Origin of the sequence: Rhodococcus sp. NJ-530 (genome assembly GCF_003860625.1) — a bacterium.
Lineage (GTDB): Bacteria > Actinomycetota > Actinomycetes > Mycobacteriales > Mycobacteriaceae > Rhodococcus_F > Rhodococcus_F qingshengii.
Window position 1 is genome coordinate 107,890 of the sequence record NZ_CP034152.1, and the last position, 24,020, is coordinate 131,909.

At 63.5% G+C, this 24,020-nt stretch carries 22 protein-coding genes; 10 read left to right on the forward strand and 12 right to left on the reverse strand.

Features of this window, described 5'->3' with window-relative positions:
* Positions 1 to 12 precede the first annotated feature (12 nt).
* Positions 13 to 984: a sugar nucleotide-binding protein gene (locus EHW12_RS00490; RefSeq protein WP_164490542.1), complete on the forward strand. Its 972-nt coding sequence runs from the start codon at positions 13 to 15 to the stop codon at positions 982 to 984.
* Here EHW12_RS00490 and EHW12_RS00495 read toward each other — a convergent pair.
* From EHW12_RS00495 to EHW12_RS00515, 6 genes are all read right to left on the reverse strand, one after another.
* Entirely contained in the window at positions 931 to 2,223 is a 1,293-nt protein-coding gene (locus tag EHW12_RS00495; RefSeq protein ID WP_030535883.1) for a YcaO-like family protein, read from the reverse strand. The two genes, EHW12_RS00490 and EHW12_RS00495, sit on opposite strands and share 54 nt — an antisense overlap.
* A complete protein-coding gene (locus tag EHW12_RS00500) occupies positions 2,220 to 3,560 on the reverse strand; it encodes a YcaO-like family protein (RefSeq protein WP_030535882.1) in 1,341 nt (446 codons plus the stop codon). The genes EHW12_RS00495 and EHW12_RS00500 overlap by 4 nt, the downstream gene beginning before the upstream one ends.
* Positions 3,553 to 4,455 (reverse strand): CocE/NonD family hydrolase C-terminal non-catalytic domain-containing protein, encoded by a 903-nt coding sequence (locus tag EHW12_RS35035; protein ID WP_241199081.1) that lies wholly within the window; start codon positions 4,453 to 4,455, stop codon positions 3,553 to 3,555. The genes EHW12_RS00500 and EHW12_RS35035 overlap by 8 nt, the downstream gene beginning before the upstream one ends.
* Positions 4,455 to 4,982 (reverse strand): CocE/NonD family hydrolase, encoded by a 528-nt coding sequence (locus EHW12_RS35040; RefSeq protein WP_241199082.1) that lies wholly within the window; start codon positions 4,980 to 4,982, stop codon positions 4,455 to 4,457. The genes EHW12_RS35035 and EHW12_RS35040 overlap by 1 nt, the downstream gene beginning before the upstream one ends.
* Complete coding sequence (locus EHW12_RS00510) at positions 4,979 to 5,791, reverse strand: hypothetical protein (protein WP_125050155.1); 813 nt, start codon at positions 5,789 to 5,791, stop codon at positions 4,979 to 4,981. The genes EHW12_RS35040 and EHW12_RS00510 overlap by 4 nt, the downstream gene beginning before the upstream one ends.
* Before the next feature lie 94 nt (positions 5,792 to 5,885).
* Positions 5,886 to 6,074 (reverse strand): streptamidine-related RiPP repeat protein, encoded by a 189-nt coding sequence (locus EHW12_RS00515; RefSeq protein ID WP_003943543.1) that lies wholly within the window; start codon positions 6,072 to 6,074, stop codon positions 5,886 to 5,888.
* A gap of 92 nt (positions 6,075 to 6,166) precedes the next feature.
* On the opposite strand from EHW12_RS00515, the gene EHW12_RS00520 reads away from it, so the two are divergent.
* The 5 genes from EHW12_RS00520 (at position 6,167) to EHW12_RS00540 (ending at position 11,026) form a co-directional block, all read left to right on the forward strand.
* Positions 6,167 to 7,426, forward strand: a complete 1,260-nt coding sequence (locus EHW12_RS00520) for an MFS transporter (RefSeq protein ID WP_125050156.1) — start codon at positions 6,167 to 6,169, stop codon at positions 7,424 to 7,426.
* Between the two features lie 84 nt (positions 7,427 to 7,510).
* A complete protein-coding gene (locus EHW12_RS00525; RefSeq protein ID WP_042920630.1) occupies positions 7,511 to 8,578 on the forward strand; it encodes an iron ABC transporter permease in 1,068 nt (355 codons plus the stop codon).
* Positions 8,575 to 9,369, forward strand: a complete 795-nt coding sequence (locus tag EHW12_RS00530) for an ABC transporter ATP-binding protein (RefSeq protein ID WP_042920629.1) — start codon at positions 8,575 to 8,577, stop codon at positions 9,367 to 9,369. Before EHW12_RS00525 ends, EHW12_RS00530 begins: the two co-directional genes overlap by 4 nt.
* On the forward strand, positions 9,366 to 10,346 hold the full coding sequence (locus tag EHW12_RS00535; RefSeq protein ID WP_064113842.1) for an ABC transporter substrate-binding protein: 981 nt from the start codon (positions 9,366 to 9,368) through the stop codon (positions 10,344 to 10,346). Before EHW12_RS00530 ends, EHW12_RS00535 begins: the two co-directional genes overlap by 4 nt.
* A complete protein-coding gene (locus tag EHW12_RS00540; RefSeq protein ID WP_042920627.1) occupies positions 10,343 to 11,026 on the forward strand; it encodes a SagB family peptide dehydrogenase in 684 nt (227 codons plus the stop codon). Before EHW12_RS00535 ends, EHW12_RS00540 begins: the two co-directional genes overlap by 4 nt.
* Position 11,027: 1 nt before the next feature.
* Here the strand turns inward: EHW12_RS00540 and EHW12_RS00545 are convergent, their stop codons facing one another.
* From EHW12_RS00545 to EHW12_RS00560, 4 genes are all read right to left on the reverse strand, one after another.
* Entirely contained in the window at positions 11,028 to 11,312 is a 285-nt protein-coding gene (locus tag EHW12_RS00545; RefSeq protein WP_007735909.1) for an SHOCT domain-containing protein, read from the reverse strand.
* Positions 11,309 to 11,761 (reverse strand): DUF6325 family protein, encoded by a 453-nt coding sequence (locus EHW12_RS00550; protein WP_007735911.1) that lies wholly within the window; start codon positions 11,759 to 11,761, stop codon positions 11,309 to 11,311. The genes EHW12_RS00545 and EHW12_RS00550 overlap by 4 nt, the downstream gene beginning before the upstream one ends.
* Positions 11,762 to 11,764: 3 nt before the next feature.
* Positions 11,765 to 13,411: an MFS transporter gene (locus tag EHW12_RS00555; protein ID WP_125050157.1), complete on the reverse strand. Its 1,647-nt coding sequence runs from the start codon at positions 13,409 to 13,411 to the stop codon at positions 11,765 to 11,767.
* A 68-nt stretch (positions 13,412 to 13,479) separates the two neighbouring features.
* The gene (locus EHW12_RS00560) at positions 13,480 to 14,727 is read right to left on the reverse strand and encodes a hypothetical protein (RefSeq protein ID WP_125050158.1); all 1,248 of its coding nucleotides are present in this window, start codon (positions 14,725 to 14,727) and stop codon (positions 13,480 to 13,482) included.
* 18 nt (positions 14,728 to 14,745) lie between these two features.
* On the opposite strand from EHW12_RS00560, the gene EHW12_RS00565 reads away from it, so the two are divergent.
* On the forward strand, positions 14,746 to 15,333 hold the full coding sequence (locus EHW12_RS00565; protein WP_125050159.1) for a DinB family protein: 588 nt from the start codon (positions 14,746 to 14,748) through the stop codon (positions 15,331 to 15,333).
* A gap of 1 nt (position 15,334) precedes the next feature.
* Here EHW12_RS00565 and EHW12_RS00570 read toward each other — a convergent pair whose 3' ends face one another.
* The gene (locus EHW12_RS00570) at positions 15,335 to 16,897 is read right to left on the reverse strand and encodes a TRAP transporter large permease subunit (protein ID WP_125050160.1); all 1,563 of its coding nucleotides are present in this window, start codon (positions 16,895 to 16,897) and stop codon (positions 15,335 to 15,337) included.
* A complete protein-coding gene (locus tag EHW12_RS00575; protein ID WP_125050161.1) occupies positions 16,894 to 18,270 on the reverse strand; it encodes a M20/M25/M40 family metallo-hydrolase in 1,377 nt (458 codons plus the stop codon). The genes EHW12_RS00570 and EHW12_RS00575 overlap by 4 nt, the downstream gene beginning before the upstream one ends.
* A 150-nt stretch (positions 18,271 to 18,420) precedes the next feature.
* Between EHW12_RS00575 and EHW12_RS00580 the strand changes: the two genes are divergently transcribed.
* The 3 genes from EHW12_RS00580 to EHW12_RS00590 are packed head-to-tail and all read left to right on the forward strand — an operon-like array spanning position 18,421 to position 23,973.
* The gene (locus EHW12_RS00580; RefSeq protein WP_019746323.1) at positions 18,421 to 19,056 is read left to right on the forward strand and encodes a TetR/AcrR family transcriptional regulator; all 636 of its coding nucleotides are present in this window, start codon (positions 18,421 to 18,423) and stop codon (positions 19,054 to 19,056) included.
* A gap of 25 nt (positions 19,057 to 19,081) precedes the next feature.
* Positions 19,082 to 20,779, forward strand: coding sequence for an AMP-binding protein (locus EHW12_RS00585; RefSeq protein WP_125050162.1), 1,698 nt, complete (start codon positions 19,082 to 19,084; stop codon positions 20,777 to 20,779).
* Complete coding sequence (locus tag EHW12_RS00590; protein WP_125050163.1) at positions 20,776 to 23,973, forward strand: carboxyl transferase domain-containing protein; 3,198 nt, start codon at positions 20,776 to 20,778, stop codon at positions 23,971 to 23,973. The genes EHW12_RS00585 and EHW12_RS00590 overlap by 4 nt, the downstream gene beginning before the upstream one ends.
* The last annotated feature ends 47 nt before the right edge of the window (positions 23,974 to 24,020 follow it).

Below are 24,020 nucleotides of genomic sequence, written 5' to 3' on the forward strand. Positions count from 1 at the left end.
GGAGGCGAAGTAATGACGAAGGTTCTTGTACTCGGTGGCTACGGTGCCGTCGGGATTCCCCTGATGAAACAACTCGCGAAGGTCCCCGAAATCTCCGCGTACTCCGCCGGCCGTGACCCTGCCCGCGCGGACGTCGTCGTTGATCTTAAAGAACCAGGCGCGTATTCGACTGTGGTTCGAGACTTCGATGTCGTGGTGAATGCCTCGGGTTTCGAGGATGTTCGCCTGGCCGACGAAGCGGTACGCGGTGGGGCGGCATTCGTCGACGTCACGGCAACCTCGAACTACTGCGAAGAACTGGAAGCGGTCGACGGACCCGTCCTGATGGGCGTCGGATTGGCGCCGGGATTGACCAGTGTCCTTGCCGTCGAGGCGCATCGACTCGGCGGGGGACCCGTGGACATCGTGATCGGCCTCGGCGGCGGAGAACTACACGGACCGGCCGCGACGGCGTGGACGTACGGAATGTTGGGCACGAGGTTTCCTGATCCCGACGGACGATCGATTCGCAACTACACCGGGATGAAGACGTTTCGAATACCGGCCGATGCGACCGGCTACCGCACCGGTCCTGCTGTGCGGGCCGACTTTTCGGACCAGCATGCGTTGACGCGAGACCTCGGTGTTCCGGTCAGGACGTACCTGCGATTGGACACGTCCACCGCGACGCTCGGACTTGCGGCCATGACGTGGGCACCCGCGCTACAGAAGGTCGTGCCGAAGAAGCTGTGGGGCTCGGATCGTTGGGTAGCGATGGCCCGAGCGGATACCGGCCCGGCGCTGTGGGTTTCGGGGCGTAGCCAGTCGGTCGCGACGGCAGCTATCGCCGCGCGCGCCGTGCAGGTGATTCGGGATGCCGCGATCTCGAAGCCGACGTGGTTCCACGCGGTGGAAACCACCGAGTCGTTGCAAGCGGCGGTTCCCGAACTGTCAGTGCGGCAATGGGATGGTGCGAGCCGATCGTCCGGCAAGACTGTCCACTAGTCGGGGCGAGCCGAGAAACGGCAATCCGGCGGCCGCATTGGTGAGACAACCGGGTACGACGACGCGGACGACGTGCAGGCCGGCGTGGAGAACATCAGTTGTGGTGAGATCGACCCATGCCGGCCGGAAACCGGCTGCCGTCAGAGCGCTTTCGGTGCCGGCGGCTGATGTCAGAGAGTCGAGTCCCACCTCGCCGACGACGGCACCGACCAGCTCACTCTCGAATCGTGCTTGGATCTCCGGGTCCAGGTGAAGTTGCAAGTGGCATCCGTAGTCCATCACGTCGGCAAAATCCGATCGGTAGGCGCCTGCATAGCTTCGGTCAGCTCGCCAAGGCGCAAGCGGACTGGTCGGGGAGGCCGCGGCTCGACCGATGCCGCTCTGCGGGTTGTCGTAGTCGGCGGAAAGCAGCTGCAGCTGAAGCGCTTCGCCGAGTGACTTGAACGCAGCGGTCTGGGCGTCTTCGTGGCAAGCGGTACCCATGGTCGAGTATCCGGTCAGTCGGTCGCAAACCAGGGCGCCCAGGACGGGGATCTCAAAATCACTCTCGAATGAAATCCACCTGGTCGAGAGGCTGTCGTGATTGCCCAGTCGAAGAAGCGCCTCGGGCATGCCGGTGACGACCCGAACACCACGCCGCCCGGTCCAGGACAGCGTCATCGCGTCTCGTTCGACTATCTCGCGCAAGGCATTGTCGATTGCGAACTTCACCGAGGGTCCGGCGGCGAGACCCGCCTGAGCTACCGGAGAGATCGCCGGACCCGTCCGGGCGACGAAATGAGGATACGAACCCCAGACGAGTTCGGCCGGTACCCAGATATCCGAACCCGTGATCAGGTCGGCTCCGCGAGTCCAGTCCATCTCCAGATCGTCGGTTGGTTCGACGAACGGGAACTGTGGCCGCGCGTACTGGGCGGCGTCGAAACGCGCGAGTTGTGACAGGTCGATGCTTGCTCCGATCAAGGCATCGGCCGACCCGCGGACGATCGGTTTGGCGACGATGTTGCCGCAATATCGTTCCACCGCTTCGCCTATCGCAGCTGCGGTAGGCCGTGCACGGTTGCCCAGATCGAAGCAATATCCGGCGCCGGCCGAGTCACTGGACCAGGGTGAAAAGCGTGCTGAATCACTGACATACGAGTGAATCAGCTTGAACTCGGGCGGAAAGTGCTGGGGAACAACGGCGTCGACCAGCTCTCGAATGATCCCAGTTCGGCGGTCGACGAGCGAAGATGTCATGCGAGGGGGACCGGCAGATGCAGATGGGTGGTCGATGCGCTGGTCAATCTGCTACCTCCAAGAAGGGGAAAGGCTGCCGGGGCGTTGTTGTACAGGCCCGGAGTCAGGACGCGGACGACGTGCAACCCGGCAATCGAGATGTCGCCGGTGGTGAGATCGACGGAAATCGGCTGGTGTCCCCGTGACGTCAGAAACGCTACGAGAGAAGCCAGATCCAACGGCGCTTCGTCGGGAATCTTTGATACCGAAAGTGTTTCGGTGTAGTCGAAGAGATGTTCCTCTGCGGCCAGAGCCATCGTGGGATCAAGATAAAGTTGGGCGACGGTCGGCAGATCGACGACGTCTTTCCATTGCGGATCGAACTCGTTCCGGTAACGACGGTCGGCCCGAAAGGGTTTGTACAGGTGCGCCGGCAGCGTTCCGTCCGCCACGCTGCGCCAGGTCGGCCCGTCGGGGTCGGCGAGGTCGATCGTGATGGCAAGTACGGCATACGCCTCGACAAGCGCCTTCGAGACTGCCGCCTCCACCGTCGGTCGACAAGCTGTGCCCAGCGCGACCAGTCCACGTCGGTCATCGCGGATCCACGCTGCGGCGACGGGAATGCCGAAGGGGGAGGGAAGCAGCAGCACTCGAACGCTCCGGGTCTGGCTCTCCAGATCCCCGAGTTGGCGGTGCGCAGGCAACCGCTCCCAGTCGGAAAGCTCGATCGCCGGCTGTGACCGGTCCCCGCACCACCACAGCGCGGTGGCATCGCGTTCGAGAAGTTCCAGCAGAGCTGACATCTCGGCCTCGTCGCGTGAGCGTCCCGCTGCGATTCCGGCGTACTGCAACGACGCGATCGGTGGCTCGCAGCGACGGGTGCCTGTGTAGTACCCGAGATAAGTCAGGGCCGCAGGCACGTAGGTGGGCACCTTTTCGTCCATGGTGTGACCCAATGCCCAGCGAATGTTCAGATCAGAGGTGAAGGGAACAAAGGGGAATCCGGGAAGGCGGTACTGATCCTCGCTGTACAACGCAAATTCAGCGGGATCGACGACCCGTGAGCCGGCCAGTTCCAGCGCTGACGCACTGCTGCGGACCAGATCCTCGGGGACCACGTTGCCGCAATATCTTTCGACGGCCTCACCGGTTGCCGCCCCGCGAGCTGCTGCATCGTCGCGTATCGAAGCCCCGAATCCGTAAGGGTCCGCGCGAAACAGTGAACCGCTGCCGCCGAAGTTTCTGGTGTCGGCCACCCTCGCGGCCCAACCGACCCAGCCTGTCGGCATGTCCGAGCGAATGTGTGGTTCCAGTGAGGTCAGCACGCCGCTCCGGTCGTCGACCAGCAAGTCATCCACCGGCAGTTCCTCCGCGTATCGGCAGGGTCAACGACCCGGAAAATGATTGGTGCAGTGCGGTACTGCGTGTTCCTCGATAGCGATCACCGTCTCCGAGATTGAGTGCGAGTCGTGGGAAGTCCGAGCCGGCGATCCGCAGCGTCAAGACATCACCCGCGCGCACAGTGTGCAACACGGGATCCAGATCGATTGTCACCATCGTCGGCTGCAGGCTGACACCCGCGCCCCGTGCGATCGATCTGGTAACTCCAGCGGGATCGACGACGCTCAGTTCGGCGATCCAATCGGCTTCGCCCTCGGGTGAATACACTTTCAGCTCCACCGATGGTGTTCCGGAGAGTACGGAGTCGTGCTTGATATCGAAAGTCCAGAAAACACAGTCGTTTCGGTCCCGTGAGGCGTCATACAGGAAGCTGCAGGCCGCATCCTTCCGATCTGGTTCGAGATGAACGCGATTCGCACCCGTGACAAACGGTTCGGTCGACCATTCGCCGACACCCCGGTCGAATACCCGATTGATGGTCAGGGGCCGCGCAGCGAATACCGATTCCATCCACTCGACCTGAAGGCGGCCGAAACTTGTCTCGCCGACCATTCCAGGGCGGAGGTCGTGCGCCCAGGGGCCCACGATCAAACTCTGCGGCCCGCGCCCAACGGACGTGAAGTGCCGCAGTGTCTCCCGAATCATCGCATCGTCCCAACCGCCGATGTGCAGCCCGGCGATGTCGAGTTCGGAGAGTTCGTCCGCGGACACCAGATCATCGCCACCGAAGTCTTCGCGTTTACGAGCGCGAAGGATCGGCGTCAACCAGCCCGGTGAATCGGAGGTCAGGCCGACCTCCTCGATCATCGACTGCACCGGGAGATGTTCCAGCAAAGACGAATCCGAACGCATCAGTTCAGGGATGAAACCCTCACGAGAGGAAGACGAATCTCCGTGCTCGCCCCACCACGCCAGATGCTCGGCGAGGAGAAGTATCCCGAGGGATCACGTTTGACGCGGTCGCTTCCGATGGTCGGCACCTTGGAGACGACGCCGTCTACACGAAATGACCGATCGGCGCTGTTGGTCTCGGCAGCAAATGCCCAGGCGGTTCCGGCCGCATACGAAGCCCCGCTTGCGATGACGCACTCCGGTGTCCACGGCTGATCCTGCAGCCACTCGGCAAGGGCGGCGCTGTCCTCGCGCTCGTGGACGTACGGTACCCAAGATCCGGTGGAATCGTGCCGTCCACGTACGTCCTGACAGATGAAGGCAATTCCTCGTGATCGCCATTCGAGCCCCTCCGCCAGATGCCATCCACGCCCGTACGGGGTGCGGATCACGATCAGTCCCCGCGGTGAAGAATCCGGTGGGAGAAGCACATCCGTAGCCAACGAAGAACCGTCTGCCGCCGGGATCTTCACTCCGAGTGAGATCACCGGAGCGTCGGCGAAGGCTCGAGAACGCCGCCCGGCAGAGGTAGCACGGGATGGCGAGTCATCATGAGGGTTCGCGGATTCATCCGGATCTGGTGGTGAATGTGTGATGGCGGTGCGCCATGTACACCAGCCACGACGTCCGAACATGCAAGCGCACTGGCCATTGCGGCTGCGGTGGGTTCAAGTTCGAGCGGGCGAGGTTCGCTGCCGGCGAGGTGATTCCACAGTGCCCGCAGATGATCCGGGACGCGCGACGCGGCAAGCCGTCGACCGCAGACGTCCCGGTAGCTTGCGCTGCCGATACCGCCGAAGAAGGGTCCGATGCAGATCTCACCCAGCTCCGCGTGGACGCGTTGCCACGGTGTTTGGTTTCGGCGGCACCAGGTATCGAGTTCCGACCACTCGTCGTGAGGAGGAGCACCGGCAACCGACAGTACGAGGTCCGACGACGCAACGTCGTCTTCGATTGGCGCAGTGGTGGATACGACCTCGAGATGCGGAAGAGCCTTGGAGAGCAGGGCGATGCAAGCATCGGCAACGGGTCCGATCCCGTCCATCAGCACACGCTGTGGACCCGGAATCTCCGGCGCTTGACCCGGAACAACCAGCACGCCGCGAGAGACGAGGGCGTCGGCGATCTCGATAGCTCCCGGGCCGAGCACCGAACCAGAGCGCCTGAGAAAGTTGTCGAGTTCCGCGAGGTCTTCGGCCGGCGCGCCGATCGTGACCGCGTTCTCGTCCGGTGTCAGGTAATGCCAAACACCGTCCGGGGTCGGATACAGCTGGTGTCCGTCGGCGAGGGCGTACACGGATCTCCTTGTCGGTGCCCGCACCCGACGAGTCGGATGCGGGCGGGGTCATCGGCAGATCAGACTGTCGAAACAGTCTGGATCAGGGGAGGTTTCAGCTCTGGAAGCTGAACGGGTTGTCGACGAGGGCGTTGGTGCCCACACCCTGCAGGGCGTGTGCGGACGTTGCCTCGGCAACCGGCTCGAAGGTAAACGGGTTGTCGACGAGAGCGTTGGTGCCGACGCCCTGGAGTGCATTGGCCGGAGCCGAGTTGGAGACGCTGTCGAACGAAATGTTGCTCATTGTCATCCCTTCCGTAATGGAAACCATTTCCATTACGATGCCACCGTACGAAAGATCGCCACGGAGAGCAACAGGTACAAGAGAGTGCATACATGAGCGAGACCCCGACGACGGGATCCGTCGAAGCGCAACCACATGTCTTTCGGGACAGATCGTTTCGATTGTTCTTCACGGCTCGTACGATTGCCGTAGCCGGTGCGGCGGTCACCGGAGTGGCCATGCCGATCCTGGTGTTCGACATCAGCCGGTCTCCGTTTCTCACCTCGCTCGCGGCTGCGGGGACGGTTCTGCCGTATCTCGTGTTCGGCTTGTTCGCCGGCGCCGTGGCAGACCGAGTCAACCGGCGGACGGTCATCCTGTGTGCGCAGGCCGTAGCTGCACTTGCTTTGGCGAGTATTCCGGCGGCGCAGGCACTCGGCGTATTGACGGCGTGGAATGCCGTCGGCGTATCGATGTGCATCGGAACGTGTTTCGTGTGGTTCGACGCCGCTGCTTTCGGAGCGCTGCCTGCTCTGGTCGGTCGGCAGAGGATACCGGCGGCCAACAGCGCGCTGTGGACGTCCAGCACGCTGATCGATGTTGTCTTTCCGGCGATAGCCGGCGTGCTTGTGGCCTCGATCGGCCCGGCCTACGCATTGGGTGCTGATGCACTGGCTTACGTACTGGCCGGGCTGGCCATGGCCTCGATCGGAGCCTCGTTTTCGATTACTCCTGCGGCGCCGAAGAAGTCGGGAACCGGAATTGCGCGTGACATACGCGAGGGCCTCAGCTTCCTCTGGCGGTCGCCGCTTCTGCGGGCCTTGACCGGCGTCGGCTTCGTCAATTCCCTGACGCAGGGTGCGGTTACGGCGCTCCTGGTGGTGTACGCATCCGAGAGGCTTGGGATTTCGACGTCGAGTCCGATGATCGGCGCCGTGTGGACGGCCGTCTCCGTGGGTGGAGTGGTCGGGGCGCTCGTGCTTCCACGCCTACCGGCGCAGTGGCCGGTCGGGGCGATCACTGTCGGGGCGCTGACCATCGCCCCGGTGGTGCTGTTCGTCGTTGCGACAACCGGCAACACCGGCGCCGCGATCACGGCGCTCGTCGTCTACTCCGGCTGTGCGACCGTCACCATCCTCAATGGCATCGGTGCACGTCAGCGCCTGACTCCGGATCGTCTGCAGGGGCGCGTGAACACCACGGCGAGGATGGTCGCCTGGGGTGGTTCGCCGGTCGGCGCCTTGATTGCCGGGGCAATCGCAGGACGCTGGGACATCGGCACCGCCTACCTCGTTGCGTGCATCTTTGCGCTGGTCGGGGCGCTCTTCGCGTGGGCGAGCGCGCTGCGGACCGACCCTTATCCGCACAAATGAGCATGTGACTATTAATGAAAACGACTGTCGTTATGGTTAGATCCACCTGTTCATGACTGCGAACCCCACCGACTCAGGAGTGCGATGACGCTGACCAGCGAGGCAGCACCACGAGTGCCGTCGCGTCCACATCCCGTCGGCGAGCGCGGGTACGTCCCGTTTCTGTTGGCCACGGCGGTTGTGCTTGTCGCGGTCTCCACCGTCGCGGTGTGGTCGGGTGCCGCGTCGGTGTCCTTTGCCGACGTGTTCGCGGTGTTGTACGCACACGTCGGCGGTCCGCCGGTCGACCCGTTGCTCGATCGGATCGTGTGGGGATTGCGGGTACCGCGCATTCTGATTGCGGCATTGGCGGGCGCCGGGCTGTCGCTGGCCGGCGCCGTGCTGCAAGCGTTGGTGCGCAACCCGATTGCCGATCCGTACATTCTGGGCGTGGGTTCCGGAGCATCCTTCGGTGCAGTACTGATCATGACGACCGGCATCGGCACCGGCCTGTCGATCGGTGTTCCGGTGGCAGCCTTCCTGGGGGCCATGGTTTCCCTGATCGCGGTTCTCGTACTGGGTCGGCGAGAGGGAATGCTCGTCCCGCTGCGCATGGTCCTGGCCGGAGTTGCCATCGGCTATCTGCTCTCGGCTGCAACAAGTTTTGTGCAGTTGCGCGCCGATCCGAGTCAGCTTTCGGGAGTGCTCTTCTGGTTGCTGGGCTCGGTGAGCGGGGCCAGTTGGTCGGATCTCGGTGTGCCCGCCGCGGTGATCACCGTCTGCGCGGCAATTCTGTTGACACAATCGCGCCAACTCAACGCGTTGGCCATGGGAGACGAGAGCGCGCAATCGGTCGGCGTGGACGTGCGCCGTACCAGGTTGCTACTACTGGTGATCGCGTCGTTGCTGACCGCGGTTGTCGTATCCGTCGCCGGGGGAATCGGTTTCGTGGGGCTGCTCGTGCCGCACGCCGTACGACTTCTGGTCGGTTCCGATCACGGCAAGCTGCTCCCCGCGACCGCGTTGGTTGGTGCCACCTTCCTGGTGATCGTCGATCTTGCGGCTCGGATGTTGGATGCGCCCAACGAATTACCACTCGGGATCATCACCGCCGGATTGGGTGCACCGTTCTTCCTCTGGTTGCTTCGACGGGACGGCGGTGCGCAGTCATGAGATTGTCGGCCAGCGGAATTCACGTCGTTCGGGGCGGACGCCTCGTGGTTTCGGGTGTAGACCTCGAAGCGCCCGAGGGAAGCGTGGTCGGACTCGTCGGACCGAACGGCAGTGGAAAGTCCTCCCTCCTGCGCGCGTTGTATCGCTCGATGAAGCCTCGAAGCGGAATCGTGAAGGTGGACGAGGTGAATGTTTGGGACGATCTCTCGCCTCGATCGGCGGCACGCATCATCGGTGTTGTGGGGCAGGAGCATTCATCCGATTTCTCGTTCAGTGTCCGCGAGGTGGTTGCAACGGGTCGGACGCCGCATCACAGCGCGTTCTCTCGACTCGGTGAGATCGACCGAGACATCGTCAGCGCAGCACTGGTGCGAACCGGCATGCAGGGCTTTGGATCACGTCTCTTCGCCGAACTGTCCGGCGGAGAAAAGCAGCGTGTGATGTTGGCCCGGGCGATCGCTCAACAACCGTCGCTGCTGGTCCTGGACGAGCCCACCAACCACCTCGACATCCGTGCTCAACTCGAATTGATGGAATTGGTCGCCGAACTCGGTACCACGACGATTGTCGCGATCCATGAACTCGCCTTGGCCGCAGCGTATTGCGACTACGTCTGTCTGCTCTCCGGCGGGGTAGTTGTCGCGACAGGACCAACGGCCGAGGTCCTCACCGAGGACCTGCTGTCCGAAGTATTCGGGGTTCAGGTGCATCTCGGCACTCATCCGTTGACCGGGCGCCCCCTGCTTTCGTTCGCCCCTCCGCTCCTACACACGAAAGAAGCAGTGTCTTGAAATCCTCGATACGTACTGCCGCGCTGTTGTGCTCGGCCGTTACCGCCACCGCAGTACTGACCGCATGCGGAAACTCCACGGCGGATTCGGCGGCGTCGTCGTCCGAGAAGATCACCGTCACCAATTGTGATCGCGAGGTCACGGTGCCCAAGACGGTGGAGCGGATTGTCTCGCTGTATCCGTCGATGACGGAACTTCTCATTCAGCTCGGCGCCGCCGACCGCATTGTCGGACAATCGAATACCGACCTCTCTCCTCCCAGCCCCGAACTCGCTGATCAGTTCGCGGCCGTGCCGGTACTGAGCACCGGAGTTCCCGCGAAAGAAGCATTGCTCGACGCCCGTCCGGATCTGATCGTCTCCGACGGGGAATACTGGTTCGACGGTGACCGATTGCAGACCATGGACGAATTGCGTGACCTCGGCATCCCGATCTTCGTGAACAGCGGCTACTGCCACAAGGCCGTCACCGAGGGGCGGATCGACGACGTCTGGTCCGACCTCGACGGTCTCGGCGCCTTGACCGGAACTAGTGACGCGGCAGCAACCCTCCTGGCCGACGGCAAGAAGTCCCTCGCAGCAACCGAGGCATCTGTCGCCGGGCAGGAGCCGGTTCCCACTGTGATGGTTCAGGTTTCGGAGGGACAGTCCTATGCTCTGGCCAGGGGCCTCTACAGCAGTGTGCTCGAGGCCGCCGGGGGAAGCAATCTTTTCGAGAACGACCTTCCCGACGGAAAGTACTTCGGCCAGGTAGCCACGGAATCGGTGCTCGCGAAGTCGCCGAAGGCTGTCCTCGTCGTCTACTCCACCGAGTCGGCTCGGGAATCCACCCTGGATGCTGCGCGGACGGCATTTGCCGGAACCCCCGCCGCGGCGTCGAATGCGATCTTTGCCGTTCCGGAGGCGTGGTTCGCCGGCGAGTTGGTCTCGATCGACGGGGCCGGCGAGGTGTCTCGCCTGCTGCACCCGGGTTCGTGACCGCACTCGAGCGAATCGAGGCCGTCGTATCGCTGCATGCAGTGTTGGACCGGACGGTGAGTCCGTCGGAGCTACCGTTCGACGAGCACGCACTGCCGCCGGTGACGTGTGAATCCGTGGAACTGCCGGCCGCGACGCCACTGCCGGCCTGCGGGTTCGCGGACGTCTTGCAGGCACGACGGAGCCGCTACGACCCCGCACAGACGGTACTCCGAGCAGGCGAGCTGTCAAACGTGTTGCACCACAGCCTTGTCAGCAGCCCGACGGCGGGCGGGATGCGCGAACTGACGCTGTCGTTTGTTCTCAGCCGACCCGGAGACGAGCTCGGAGCCGGGGTATACCGATATGCCCGAGGCCGTGCCGAAGCTGTCCGGCCAGGCGACGTGCGAGAGCACCTTCGAGCGAGCCTGCTCCAACCCGAGTTCGTCGACGTGTTCCCGGTTCTTCTGTTTGTGGTCGCCGACGTCGAAGCGCCACTTGAGAAGTACGCGATGCGGCACTACCGCACGATGCACGTGGATGCCGGTGTGCTGGTTCAGAATCTGTACCTCGTGACCGAGGCGATGGGACTTGCGGGCTGCGCCATCGCAGGATTCACGGATGCGCGAGTGGCATCTCTGTTGAATCTCGCGACGACGCAGCTTCCCGTCATGGCTTTTGCACTCGGGAGGCGCAGCTAGGTCAGGCGAGAATACGTGCCTTCTGGGTCTCGAACTCGGCCTCGGTCAATACTCCCGCATTCTTGAGTTCGCCCAGCTTGGTGAGCTGTTCGAGCTTCAAGTCCATCGATGCTGCCGGAGCTGCCTGCGGTGGCAGGGGTGGTAGATCGGGAATCGGCGGCACCGGCTGGGCCTGCGCTGCGCGAGCCTGATCTTCGGCGGCCCAACGGGTCCGCTGACGGCGCTGAACATTGCCGTGAATGGAGCTTGCGACGGCTACCCGGCCGGCTCGCCTCAAGAAACTCATGCGTCCTTCTCCGTATTGCCTGGTGCGGTGTTGTCGAGTGCGGTGGCAAGTTCGTCCAAGCTCAGGTGACCTTCGGTGACAATCTTTGCGCCGCTGCGTGTCCACGCGTCGATCACCGGCAGTATGGCCAGTTCCTCGTAAACGAGCACGGCGGCAACACTACCGGTGGCCAACTCGTCACCAACGGCGGCGATGTCGCCGGCGTCGAGCAGTCCGGAGGCTGCGCCGTCGAACTGCGCCAGATCGAAATCTGCGAGTTCGAAGGTCGATGCCGGTACGACGGCCACTGATCCATCGGCGGCTTTGGTGACGAACTCGAGGTCGAGGATGCGGATCACGCCGGAGTCGACGAGAGTGAGCAGCTGCTCGAATCCTGCGGAGGTCGGTGCACCGCCGGGAAACTCGACGGCAACGTATTCGATCGGACCGAATTGGTCTTGGTTGGACATCGGTTACTTCTTGGCCTTCGTGGGTTGCGGTTCTTCCAGAGCAGGTACTTCGTCGGGCATGCGGCCGGCCGGAATGATGGCGAGCAGGGAGAGTCCGGCGAGGACGAGTAGCGAGGTTCGCAGGGCGCGCAAGCGCGCTTCGGTGTTGATCCGGATGGCTTCGTCGATCTGTGCTTGTGTCGCCGAGGTGTTTTCGAGCGTCACGACGAGTTGATCGTTGGGGACGAAGTTGACCTGGTCGAGATTGATCCCGGACTCGACCTTGAGTGATGCCGGGATGGTGGGGTTGTCGATCAGCTGCGAGCTGACGAGGGAACCAAGGATTCCGACGGCGAAGACGCTGGCCACCGCGATGCCGACGCTGCCGGACATGTTGTGTACCAGTCCCCGCCAGGCACCGACGTCGCCGGCCAGTTCCTTGGGAGCTGCGGTGAGGAGGGTGTTGAACACCAGCGCAACGATGGCGCCCTGCCCGAGGCCGAGGGTGATCAGTCCGATGACGACAAAGATCTGATGCCAGTCGCCACGAATGGTGAAGGCCAACAAGATGAGTCCAGCGGCAACGACGACGAACCCGGCTCGTGCGATCAGACGCGGGGAGTACGTCTTGTACAGACGCGCGACGACGGTGCTCGCGATGAAGATCGAAAGTGTGTACGGGATGATCGAGAACGACGTCTGCAAGCTGCTGCGGCCCTGGATGATCTGCATGTACAGCGGAATGAGGAAGTTGGCCGCGGTTCCCACGAACATCATCGTCGCCATGCAAATCGTGGTGGCGCGCTCGGCGCCGGCCTTGAGGACGTCGAGGTTGAAGAGCTGAGGCTTGTTCTGCGCCTTGCGGCTTCGCGTCCACTGGAAGAATCCCTGCGCGCAGATGGTGCCGAGGACGATCAGGATGGCCGCGGGTGAAACACCGATGACCGAGAACGGCGCAGCGTCGGTGGCCAGGATGACGCCCCACGAGTTCAGGCCGCTGAAACCGAAGCTGAGCAGGATGACGGCAACGGCAGCAATGGCGGCGCCGGCCCAGTCGATGGTGATGTCCTTCTGCGGGGGAACAGGTTTGACCCGGAAGCTCAGGATCAGGTTGACCACCGCGAGAGCCACGACGAGGGCGAACGAGTATCGCCACCCGATCGTCGTCGCGAAGGAACCGGCGATGAGCAGCGCCAGCACACCGGCCGCCGGGATTGCTGCTGCCAGGTAACCGATGGCCTTTGCCTGCTGATCGCCACTGAAGTTCGTGGCGATGAAGACCGTCAATGCGGGAGCGATGAGGGCGATCACGGCGCCGGATGCAGCTTGCGCCACGAACAGCATTGCCGGGCTCTGACTCAGGGCGACCGCGGCCATTGCTAGGCCGTGAATCGCGACGGCAATCTGGAAGACCAGACGCGTTCCGTAACGGGCGCCGATCTTGGCCCCCAACAGAATGAAGGCAGCCATGGCGAAGGTGCCCGCGGTGATCGCGGTGCCGACACTTGTTGCGGGCGTGTCGAGATCGGTGGTGATGCCGGCCATCGAGACGGTCAGGGCGTTGACGGCGAACGACGCCTGAATCTGGGTGAGGACCACCACGATGAGTGGTAGCCAGGAGGCGGTGCTCACGGCGGCCGTTGTGGCGGCCGCGCCAGGCTTTACGGACATGATGGGTCACGCCTTCCTCGACACTGCGTGTACTCGCGACGTGCCCGGATCAGCCACGCACGGCTACATTAGCCGGAATTGTGCTGAATGGTCGCCTGCAAGTGGTTGGTTTCTTCGCGGTAGACCACCATCTCCCGGTGCAAGGCGCGACGGAAGCGCGGTTGCTCGGCCAGGAGTACGGCCAGCACGGTCAGCAACAGCCACGTCGCGGCCGCGCTCGCGAGGAGCAGCAGGACCGGAATCCACGGACCGCCCATCTGCTCGAGCAGCGTCGTCTTTGCCCAGACGCGCCAGTAGAGCATCAGATTGACGATCAGTCCGACACCGTACGAGATGACGAAGGACAGCAGGAACTGCTTCCACGTGCCGTCGTGGCGCCGCGCCGTCATCGGTTCTGCCCGCAGCGGCAAGCTCACCGACATCACGTTCGCGACCCCCAACCAGAGCAGGATCATGGTCAGCACCTGGCCGCACGCCTTCACCAGGTCAGCACTGCTTCCGGAGCGCCACGCGAGGACGGCGCTGAGCAGGAACCCGGCGCTGCCGACGAGGAGCAGCATCACCGCGTTTTTCGCGACGAGCACGTGCCAGAGCCTGGTTCCACCTGACAACGCAGCGCGCACGCGGCCGGCGTCGAAGCTGAGCGCATTGGTGCACACGACGCTTCCGACCACACCCGAGAGTGCATACAGCGCAAGGTAAGGCAGTCGATCTTCCTTGGTGTCCCACTGGAAGAGGCGAATGAATGCCAGGTACGCCAAGCCCATTCCGAGGCTCAGCCCCAGCCGAAACGCGATCGACCGAGGCTTACCACTCACGACGTGCCGTGCTTCCTCACGGATCCGGGAGCCGAGATCCTGCACGTGGCGGACGACGGGGTTGCCAGAGTTCAGCGGGACGTAACCGCGGATCGCGGCGGCGACGGTATCGGTGTCACCGGCATCGAGCGCGGCGACGCGTGCTTCGAGAACCGCAAGGTGGGCGGCGCGCAAGGCTATCCGTGCGGTGGTCACCGCGGCGACGGCGTCGGCCTCGGCCTGCGCGGCGGTGCCGATGCCGGCGTCGGCGGGCAGTGGCGGCTCCAACGTCGTGATCAGTTCGAGTTGGCGCGCCATGTGCGGCGACGGTGACAACCCGCTGTACGACGGTCGGCTCAGCGCTGATCGTTCGTCGTCGAGCGAATCACGGACGGCCGCGGCAGCCTTGCGGACGGCTGCCGGGTTGTGCCAGCGCACCGACCGGGCGTCACGCTCGGCGGCGACGGCCCGGGAGGCAACCTCGGTCAGATCCTCGACCGCTGTCAATGTCTGCTCCACTCGGTTTAGGTTGGTTTCATGACCACCAACTCGGAAAAGGAAGATCTCCAGCGGTACCTGCAGGCAGCACGTGATGCGCTCGTCTGGAAGCTCGACGGGCTGTCGGAGTATGACATTCGGCGCCCGATGACCCGGACAGGGACCAACTTGTTGGGTCTGGTCAAACACATGATCGGCGTCGAGCTCGGGTATTTCGGTCCGACGTTCGGCCGTCGGGTTCCCGATCTACCCGCGTGGTTGCGTTCGGAGGAACTCAACGTCGACATGTGGGCCCGCCCCGACGAGTCCACTGCCGACATCGTCGAAACCTATCGCCGCACCTGGGCTTTCGCCGACGCCACGATCGAGGAGCACGATCTGGACGCCCCCGGCTTCGTGAAGCACTGGCCGGAGGATCGTCGCGACGTCACACTGCACCGGATACTCGTTCACGTTGTCACCGAGATCCATCGGCACGCCGGCCACGCGGACATCGTGCGGGAGCTGATCGACGGCGCCGCTGGGATGAAGGCGGGCGACAACAATCTGCCTCCCGGCGATGAGGCGTGGTGGGCCGAGTACACCGACCGTCTCGAGACGGCGGCACGCGAGGCCCACCACGCCTGAACTATTCGAATACTGCTGCCGCGCCGATCACCACGACAACGATCACGAAGTTGATCAGTAGCAGTGGCCAGACGAAGCGCAGGAACTTGTCGTAGCCGACCTTCGCCATGGCCAACCCGCCGACAACGACGACGTTGGTCGGGGCAACCATCAGCATCAGGCCGTGGCCCATCTGGAAGGCGGTGATGACGAGTGCTCGGCTGACTCCGGCGAAGTCGCCCAGCGGCGCGAGCAGCGGCATCGCCAGGGTGGCGTGACCGGAACTGGACGGGATCAGGAACGCCAGCGGGATGTTGACGAGCATCACCAGGATCGCGAAGACCCCCGCCGAAGCGCCGCTGACCAATTGCTCCATCGCGTTGAGGATGGTGTCGAGGGTTTCGGTGTTGGTCATGATCACCGAGACGCCGCGAGCGAGCAGGATGACGATCGCCGGTCCGACCATGTCGCCGGCTCCACGCGTGATCAGGGAGACGATCTTCTTCTCACCCATCTTCGCGACTATGCCGACGAGAACGGCGGCGAGGATGAACAACATCGCCAATTGCGGGAACCACCAGTTCAACTCGAACCAGTAGGGCTCGGTTGCCGTGACGTGGTACGCGTCGTACTCGGCCGGACCGGTGGCGGCGCCGAAGATGCTCGACCACGGGATGACGGAGAAGATCATCAGTCCGAAGGTGAGTCCGGTGATGAGCAGTACCAGCTTCTGAGTTCCGGTGAGCTTGCCGTCGATGTCCACCGGCTCGGCTGGCTCTTCGTCTTCGTCGTCCGCGATGTCGAAACCGACAAGCGACTTGGACGGATCCTTCTTCACCTTTGCGGCGTAGCGGAGAACGAATACCACTGCCACAGCGGTCAATACGATCCACAGGATCACGCGCAGCACGATGCCGTCACCGATGGAGACGCCTGCCTCACCGGAGGCGACGCCGATCGAGAACGGATTGACGGTCGACGCCATGTTTCCGACCAGAGCACCGAGGATGATCATGGTGGCCGCGACCATGCGGTCGTAACCCAGTGCCGTCATCAGTGGGATGAGCAGGGCGTAGAAGCCGAACGTCTCGACCGAGAAGCCCATTGTCGAACCGAGCAGCGAGAACAGCACCATGATGACGGTGATGAGCAACCAGCCCTTGTCGCTGAGCTTGGTAGCCAGCTGGGAGACAGCGGTTTCCAGGCTGCGGGTGGCAAAGCTGACCGAGATGAACGCACCGAGCGCCATGATGAAGAGGACTACGCCGACCGAACCGAAGAGCCGTCCGATGTTGTCGGTGTCGACGAACCCGGTGATCGAATCCTGGACGCCGTAGAGGCCGTTCACGGGGGAGAGGATCAGTTGCTGGATTCGTTCCCAGAACGAGAGCGGAGACGTGACGGTCTCGAAGCTGCCGGGAACGGGTGAGCCGTCCACGTCGATGCCGAAGCGTCCGGCCGGAATGAACAGTGCCGCAACCCAGACCAGAATGGTGACGATCGCGAGCATCGTGACCGCACCGGGAAACTCGAACTTCTTCTTGGCGGGCGTTTGCGCGGATCCCGTATCGGTCTCGGTGCTCATTTCTTCCCCTCGAAGGTGTGTGCGTACTCCTGGAAGAACAGTGCTTTGGCGACGACGGCCTTCTCGAGCTCGTCGAGCAGGACGCGTTCGTTGGGGCCGTGGATGTTCGCGTAACCGTCGGTGGCGCCGAACAACAGCTTCTCGGCGGTGGGCACTGCTGTATCCAAGGCCATCACGAGGGGGATCGAGCCGCCGCCTGCCATCAGCCCGGCCGGCTCACCCCACGACTGCGATAATGCAGACAATGCCGCGTCGAAGGCCGGTCCACCTTCGGCTGCCGCAAACCCGTCGCCGGTTTCTCCCGCGGTGACAGTCAGTTGTAAACCGAAGGGGCGCAGGGCTTCCAGGTGCCGGACCAGAGCAGCCTGCGCCTCGATGGCAGGTTGGCGCGGGTGTACGCGCAGATTGATCACGGCGCGGGCCGTGCTTGCGACGGCGTTGACCGCACCGTCCACAGGGGGAGCGTCGATTCCCGTCACGGTGATGGCCGGGCCCGACCAGATGCGTTCGCCGATGCCGCCGGTTCCGAGCAGCGGAAGCCCGTCACGGATCTCGGCGAGGGTGCGGAACTCGTCCTCGGTGTATGAACTGCCGGTCCACGGTTCGCGCATGAGGCCGTCGACCGCCACGTCACCGTTGTCGTCGTGCAGCGACGCCAGTGCGCGGATGAGCGCGAGGCGGGCGTCCGGTGCGGCGCCGCCGTAGAGGCCGTTGTGCTTGTCGGCTCCGAGAGTGGTGAGTTCGACGATCACCTGGGCCGATCCGCGCAGTGCGACGGTCAGGGTCGGTGATCCGGGTCGAACGCTCCCGACGTCGGCGATGACCATTGCGTCGGCCGCAAACAATTCGGGGGCTTCCGGCGGATAGTTGTCGAAGGGGCTGCCGAATTCTTCCTGGCCTTCGATGACGAGCTTGACCGTCACCGGCGGCTTTCCGTCGAAGACACGAAGCGCGCCGATCATACCGATGACGTTTGCCTTCGAATCTGCCGTACCGCGGCCGTAAATCGCGCCGTCACGCTTGCTCGGTTCGAAAGGCGGTGAATCCCAGAGTTCGACGTCGTCGGCGGGAACGACGTCGTAATGCGAATACATCAATACGGTCGGGGCTCCCTCTGGGCCGGGGACTGTCGCAATGATGACCGGCGCAGTTTTACCTGTTATTTCGAGTTTCTCTATCTTCGTGACTCCGGACCTCTCCAATAGAGAAACGATCAGGTCGTGAGCCTCGAACAGGGGCTCGCTGGGGAAACCTTCTGTTGCTATCGACGGAATACGAACAAGTTCGACGAGTTCCGACTCCAGTGCCGGCATCAAAGCTGCAACTGTTTCCTTGATTGTGGAATAGGAGGGCGAGGCGGATTCTTCCGGCACGGAATTGACTCCTTCTGGGAAAGGCGAAAAACATTAGAGGCAGAGTCTTACACCCGATATGCGGGGTGTGAAAGGGTGACCCGAACAAAAAGCCGAAGTGGGGCGCCGGGCTCGCGATTCTTGACATTGACGTCAACGTCAACACACACTGTGACGGTGACCACCAGTGAAACGCAGGAGCGAGCGCGGACAGCCCGCAAACTCGGCGACGGTCCACGCCGTGCCGGACTGCTCGACACCGCTGCCCTCTGCTTCGGCGAACTCGGATACGACGCCGTGACGGTCGAGACGATCACGACCAGGGCTGATGTTTCCCGGGCGACCTTCTACGCGTACTTCTCGTCGAAGGACGAGGTCTTCCGCGCCGTCGCCGAAATGATGTGCCGACGCTTCCTCGACGCTCAGCACATGGAGGGCCCGGCGGCCGAGGATCTACGCGAAGTTCTCCGAACGACCACGTCGGCGTTCATCACGGCCGTGTACACCTACGGTGACCTGCTCGCGGTGATCGAGCATCGGGCGCGGGTGGATTCCGAGGTCGAGCGCAGTTGGTCGGCGGTTCGCGAAAAGCTCGTGAGCCGCTACGTCCGCTTTGTCGAACGGATTCGACAGGTTCACGACGTAGATCCCTGTGTTTCGCCCCCGGTGCTCGTTCAGATGATCTCGGACGCACAGATGGCCGGTGGAGCACGACTGAGTAAGGCGAGTGTCGAAGAGCAGAACCAGTTCATTGCAGATATGACGACGATGTCCGAGCGGTTGATCGGGTTCGAAGAGTCGAAATAGATTTCTTTTACGAATGGAGTGATCGGTGGCAGAACAAGACGTGCTCGAAGCGGCTCTGGCGGAGATCTCTGCGCTGCAACAAGCGCATTGGCCCGCCGGCATTCCCCGCGCCGTCGAGTATCCGCTCGAAGGTGGGGGACTTGTCGATTACTTGCGGCATTGGGCGATCGAGCGGCCGGATACTCCTGCCATCGTCTTCTACGGCCGGGTCATCACGTATTCCGAATACGACGAGCTTTCGGATCGTTTTGCCGGATGGCTGCTGTCACTCGGAGTCGAACGCGGCGATCGCGTCGGCGTTCACCTGGTCAATTGCCCTCAGTTCCATATCGCGATGCTCGGCATTCTCAAGGTCGGTGCGGTTCACGTGCCGATCAATCCACTCTTCCGTGAACACGAATTGATTCACGAACTCAACGATGCCGGCGTCAAAGTCCTACTGACGCAGAACACCTTCTCGAAGTTGGTGAAGAAGGTTCGCTCACAGACTCCACTCGAACACGTCGCGAAGACTGCAGTGTCGGACATGCTGACGGCGATCCCGACCGTCGAACTGCCCTTCGAGGTCGACGATCCGCGCCTGAGCGACTGGCAGTCGATCATCACCAGTGAGCGGGCGACTCCTGTCGCCACCGAACTCGATTCCCTCGCCGCCCTGAACTACACGGGCGGAACGACGGGAATGCCCAAGGGCTGTGAGCACACTCAGCGCCACATGGTTTACACCGCGGCCACCGCGACGCTTGCGGGCGGTGACCAGGTGGGTGCCAATCCGCCGGTGTCCCTGGTGTTCTTGCCGATCTTCTGGATCGCAGGTGAGGACTTCGGCATCCTGGTTCCGCTCGTCAACGGCGGAACCGTGGTCCTGCTGAATCGTTGGGATGCGGAGACCACGCTCGACGCTGTCGAGGCTTACGGCGTGACCTCGCTGGTCGGAACTGTCGACAATTACGTCGAACTGATGGACACGCCAGGATTCGCGGAGCGAAATCTCTCGACACTCCAGAACGTCATGGCAGTTTCGTTCGTTCTCAAACTCGATCCGGCCACGCGCCAGCGGTGGCGCGAGGCTACCGGCGGCGTTCTGCGCGAAGCGAGCTACGGCATGACCGAAACCCACACCGCGGACACGATCACCCTCGGCTTCCAAGACGGCGACTACGACCTGAAAAGCGAGCCGGTGTTCTGCGGAATTCCGGTGCCCGGCACCGACGTTCTGATCGTCGATCACGACGGCAGGCCGGTTCCCGTCGGCGAGCACGGGCAGATCATCGTGCGCAGCCCGTCCATCCTTTCCGCGTACTACCGCAACGAGGTGGCCACCGCCGACGCCATCCGTGACGGCTGGCTGCAGACCGGTGACGTCGGAAAGTTCAGTGAGCGTGGCGGTTTGCACTATTTGGCGCGGAACAAGGAAATGATCAAGACCAACGGCATGAGTGTCTTTCCCTCCGAGGTGGAAGCGCTGCTCATGCTGCACCCGGCGATCGAAAAGGCTGCGGTGGTGCCGAAACCGGACCCGGACAAGGGGCAGGTGGCTTTTGCGTTTGTCCAACTGGTCGAGGGTTCCGACACTGCGGCCGACGAGATCGTCTCGTGGGCCAAGGAGAACATGGCCACGTACAAGGTGCCCGAAGTGGAAGTGCTCGAGGCGCTTCCGATGACAGCGACAGGAAAGGTGCGCAAGGGCGATCTGTTCGAGCGCACTCAGGGGGACAAGTGAGACTGCTGATTGCGAACCGCGGCGAAATTGCGCTGCGGATCATTCGAACTGCCCGTGAACTCGGGATCGAGACGGTGTCGGTGTACGCCGAGGACGACGCGTCCAGTCCGCACGTCGCGGCGGCCACGGAGTCGGTGCCGCTCGGAGCGTCGGGCGCATCCGCGTACCTGGATCAGAGCGCACTGCTGAAGATCGCGGCCGAAACGGGCGCCACGCACGTGCACCCGGGCTACGGATTCCTCAGTGAGAATGCCGAATTCGCGCAGGCGTGTACCGAGGCGGGCATCGTCTTCGTCGGCCCGGACGCCCAGGTTCTCCGGACTTTCGGCGACAAGGCCAGCGCCCGCACTGCGGCGGTCGACTCCGGCGTACCGGTCCTGCCGTCGACATCGGCGAACGCCGACCTCGACGAGGTGCGTGAATTCTTCGAGCGCAACTCCCGCGGCATCATGATCAAGGCGCTCAGCGGCGGCGGTGGCCGCGGCATGCGCGCGGTGCGCGACCTGAAAGCGCTCGACGACGCGTACCGTGTGTGTGCGGCCGAAGCCCAGTCGGGATTCGGCAGTTCGGCACTGTTCGCCGAGGTACTCAGTGAGCACGCTCGGCACATCGAAGTGCAGATCGTGGCGGCACCGGGGCAAGGTGGAACCCACGCGCTCGCTCTGGGTGACCGCGATTGCAGCGTCCAACGTCGCCATCAGAAGTTGATCGAGGTTGCGCCCGCGCAGGGGCTGTCGGGGGCCCTGCGCGAGCGTCTTCACGCTGCGGCGGCGAGGCTGTGCGCCGAGGTCGGCTATCGAGGCATCGCGACGGTCGAGTTCCTGGTCGAGGAACGCGGGTTCGTCTTCCTCGAAGTCAATCCCCGAATTCAGGTGGAGCACACGGTGACCGAAGAGGTCACCGGAATCGATCTCGTCGCCGTGCAGCTCGCGATCGCGGACGGAGTTCCGTTCGAGAACCTGGACCTGCCAACAGGGATCACCGCTGTCGAGAAGGCCTCGGAGACAGTCGGATCCGTGGCAAACGCTTCGGGGATTGCGATACAGGCCCGCGTCAACATGGAAACCATGACGCCGGACGGCAATGCGCTGCCGTCCTCCGGCACGCTCGACAACTTCACTCCTCCGGGCGGACCCGGCGTGCGAGTGGACACCTTCGGTACGGTCGGACTCTCGCCGAGTTCGCGTTACGATTCGCTGCTGGCGAAGGTCGTCACCCACACGCGGCGATCGGATTTTCCTGCCGCGGTGCGCAAGTCGATTGCTGCTCTGAGTGAGTTCACCATCGACGGCGTGGCGACCAACCTCGAATTCCTGCAGGCAATACTGTCGGACAAGGACTTCCGCGACGGCCTGGTCGACGTCGACTGGTTGGGTTCTCGATTGGCGGACCTCGTTCCCGAAGCGGACCCACAAACACCCTCCGCGAGTGTTGACATCGCGCCGGACGAGGACGTGGTCCGTGCACAGATGGCAGGAATCGTCGTCGAACTTGCCGCAGTCGGTGACGGCGTCCATGCGGGTGGCCAGGTCGCCGTCCTCGAAGCGATGAAAATGCAGCATGTTCTCTCGGCGCCCGGTGACCTGGAGGTGGTCCGGATCCTGTCGTCACCGGGGAGATCGGTGAGTGCGGGCGAACCGTTGCTCGTCGTCCGTAGTGCAAGCGCAGGATCGAAGCTCGCCGAGGTCGACGAGGTGGACCTCGACGACGTGCGTCCCGATCTCGCGGAGATCATCGCTCGCCACGAGGTGACCCTGGACCCGGCCCGGCCCGCAGCCGTGGCGAAGCGTCACAAGCTGGGACGTCGGACTGCTCGCGAGAACGTCTACGACCTGGTCGACGACGACAGCCTGGTCGAGTACGGCGCTCTCGCGCTGGCGGCGCAGCGCAGTCGGCGAAGCGAGGAAGACCTGATCGCCAACACTCCTGCCGACGGACTGATCGGCGGAGTAGCGACCATCAGCGGCGGCGAGAGCGTCGTGATCTCGTACGACTACTCGGTGCTCGCCGGTACCCAGGGCATGCGCAATCACGCCAAGACCGACCGCCTGCTCGAGATCGCCGATCGCAAGCGAGTTCCGGTGGTGCTGTTCGCGGAAGGTGGCGGCGGTCGCCCCGGTGACACCGACGCCGGCGCCGGGGCAGGCCTCGAGCTGGGAACCTTCCGCGCCATGGCGGCGCTGAGCGGGCGGGTGCCCATGGTCGCCGTCGTGTCCGGGCGCTGTTTCGCGGGCAACGCGGCCCTGGCCGGCGCGTGCGACGTCCTGATCGCGACACCGGACGCCAACATCGGGATGGGTGGTCCTGCCATGGTCGAGGGTGGCGGGCTCGGAAACTTTCGCCCCGAGGACATCGGCCCCATCGACGTGCAGCGCCGCAACGGCGTCGTACACCTGGTCGCTGACGACGACGCTCATGCGGTGGCGCTGGCCAAGCAGTACCTCGGCTACTTCCAGGGTGCGAGCGGAGAGTGGACGGCTCCGGATCCGCGGCTCTCGCGGCATGTGGTGCCGGAGAATCGCCTGCGCTCGTACGACGTTCGTGGAGCGATCGACGCAATCGCGGACGTCGACAGCGTCCTGGAACTGCGTCGAGACTACGGACGCGGTGTAGTCACCGCACTCGTTCGTGTCGAAGGAGTTCCGTACGGTGTGCTGGCGAACAGCAGCGCGCATCTCGGCGGCGCGATCGACGCGGAAGCCTCGGACAAGGCTTCGGATTTCCTGGAACTGCTCGAAGCGCACCGCATCCCTCTGGTGACGCTGTGCGACACACCGGGATTCATGGTGGGCCCGGATTCGGAGGAGGAGGCGACGGTTCGAAGGTTCGGCAGGTTCTTCGTTGCCGGTGCTCGCCTCACCGTGCCGTTCGGAACGATCATCCTGCGCAAGGGTTACGGGTTGGGCGCCATGGCAATGGCCGGTGGTTCCTTCCACGCCCCCGAGTTCACGGTCGCGTGGCCGACGGGCGAGATCGGGCCGATGGGTCTGGAAGGTGCTGTGCGTCTCGGTTTCCGCAAGGAACTCGAGTCCGTCGAAGATCCGGTGGCTCGGGAAACGCTGTTCGGTCAGTTCGTGGAACTGGCCTACGCACAGGGCAAGGCGCTGATGGCGGCGACCACGTTCGAACTGGACGACGTCATCGATCCGGCCGATACCCGCGGATGGATCAGACAACTCGGCAGAAACAGTTGAGATCCTGCTGATTCGAGCTGTTGCCGCACGTGGGCGGGGCAACTAGC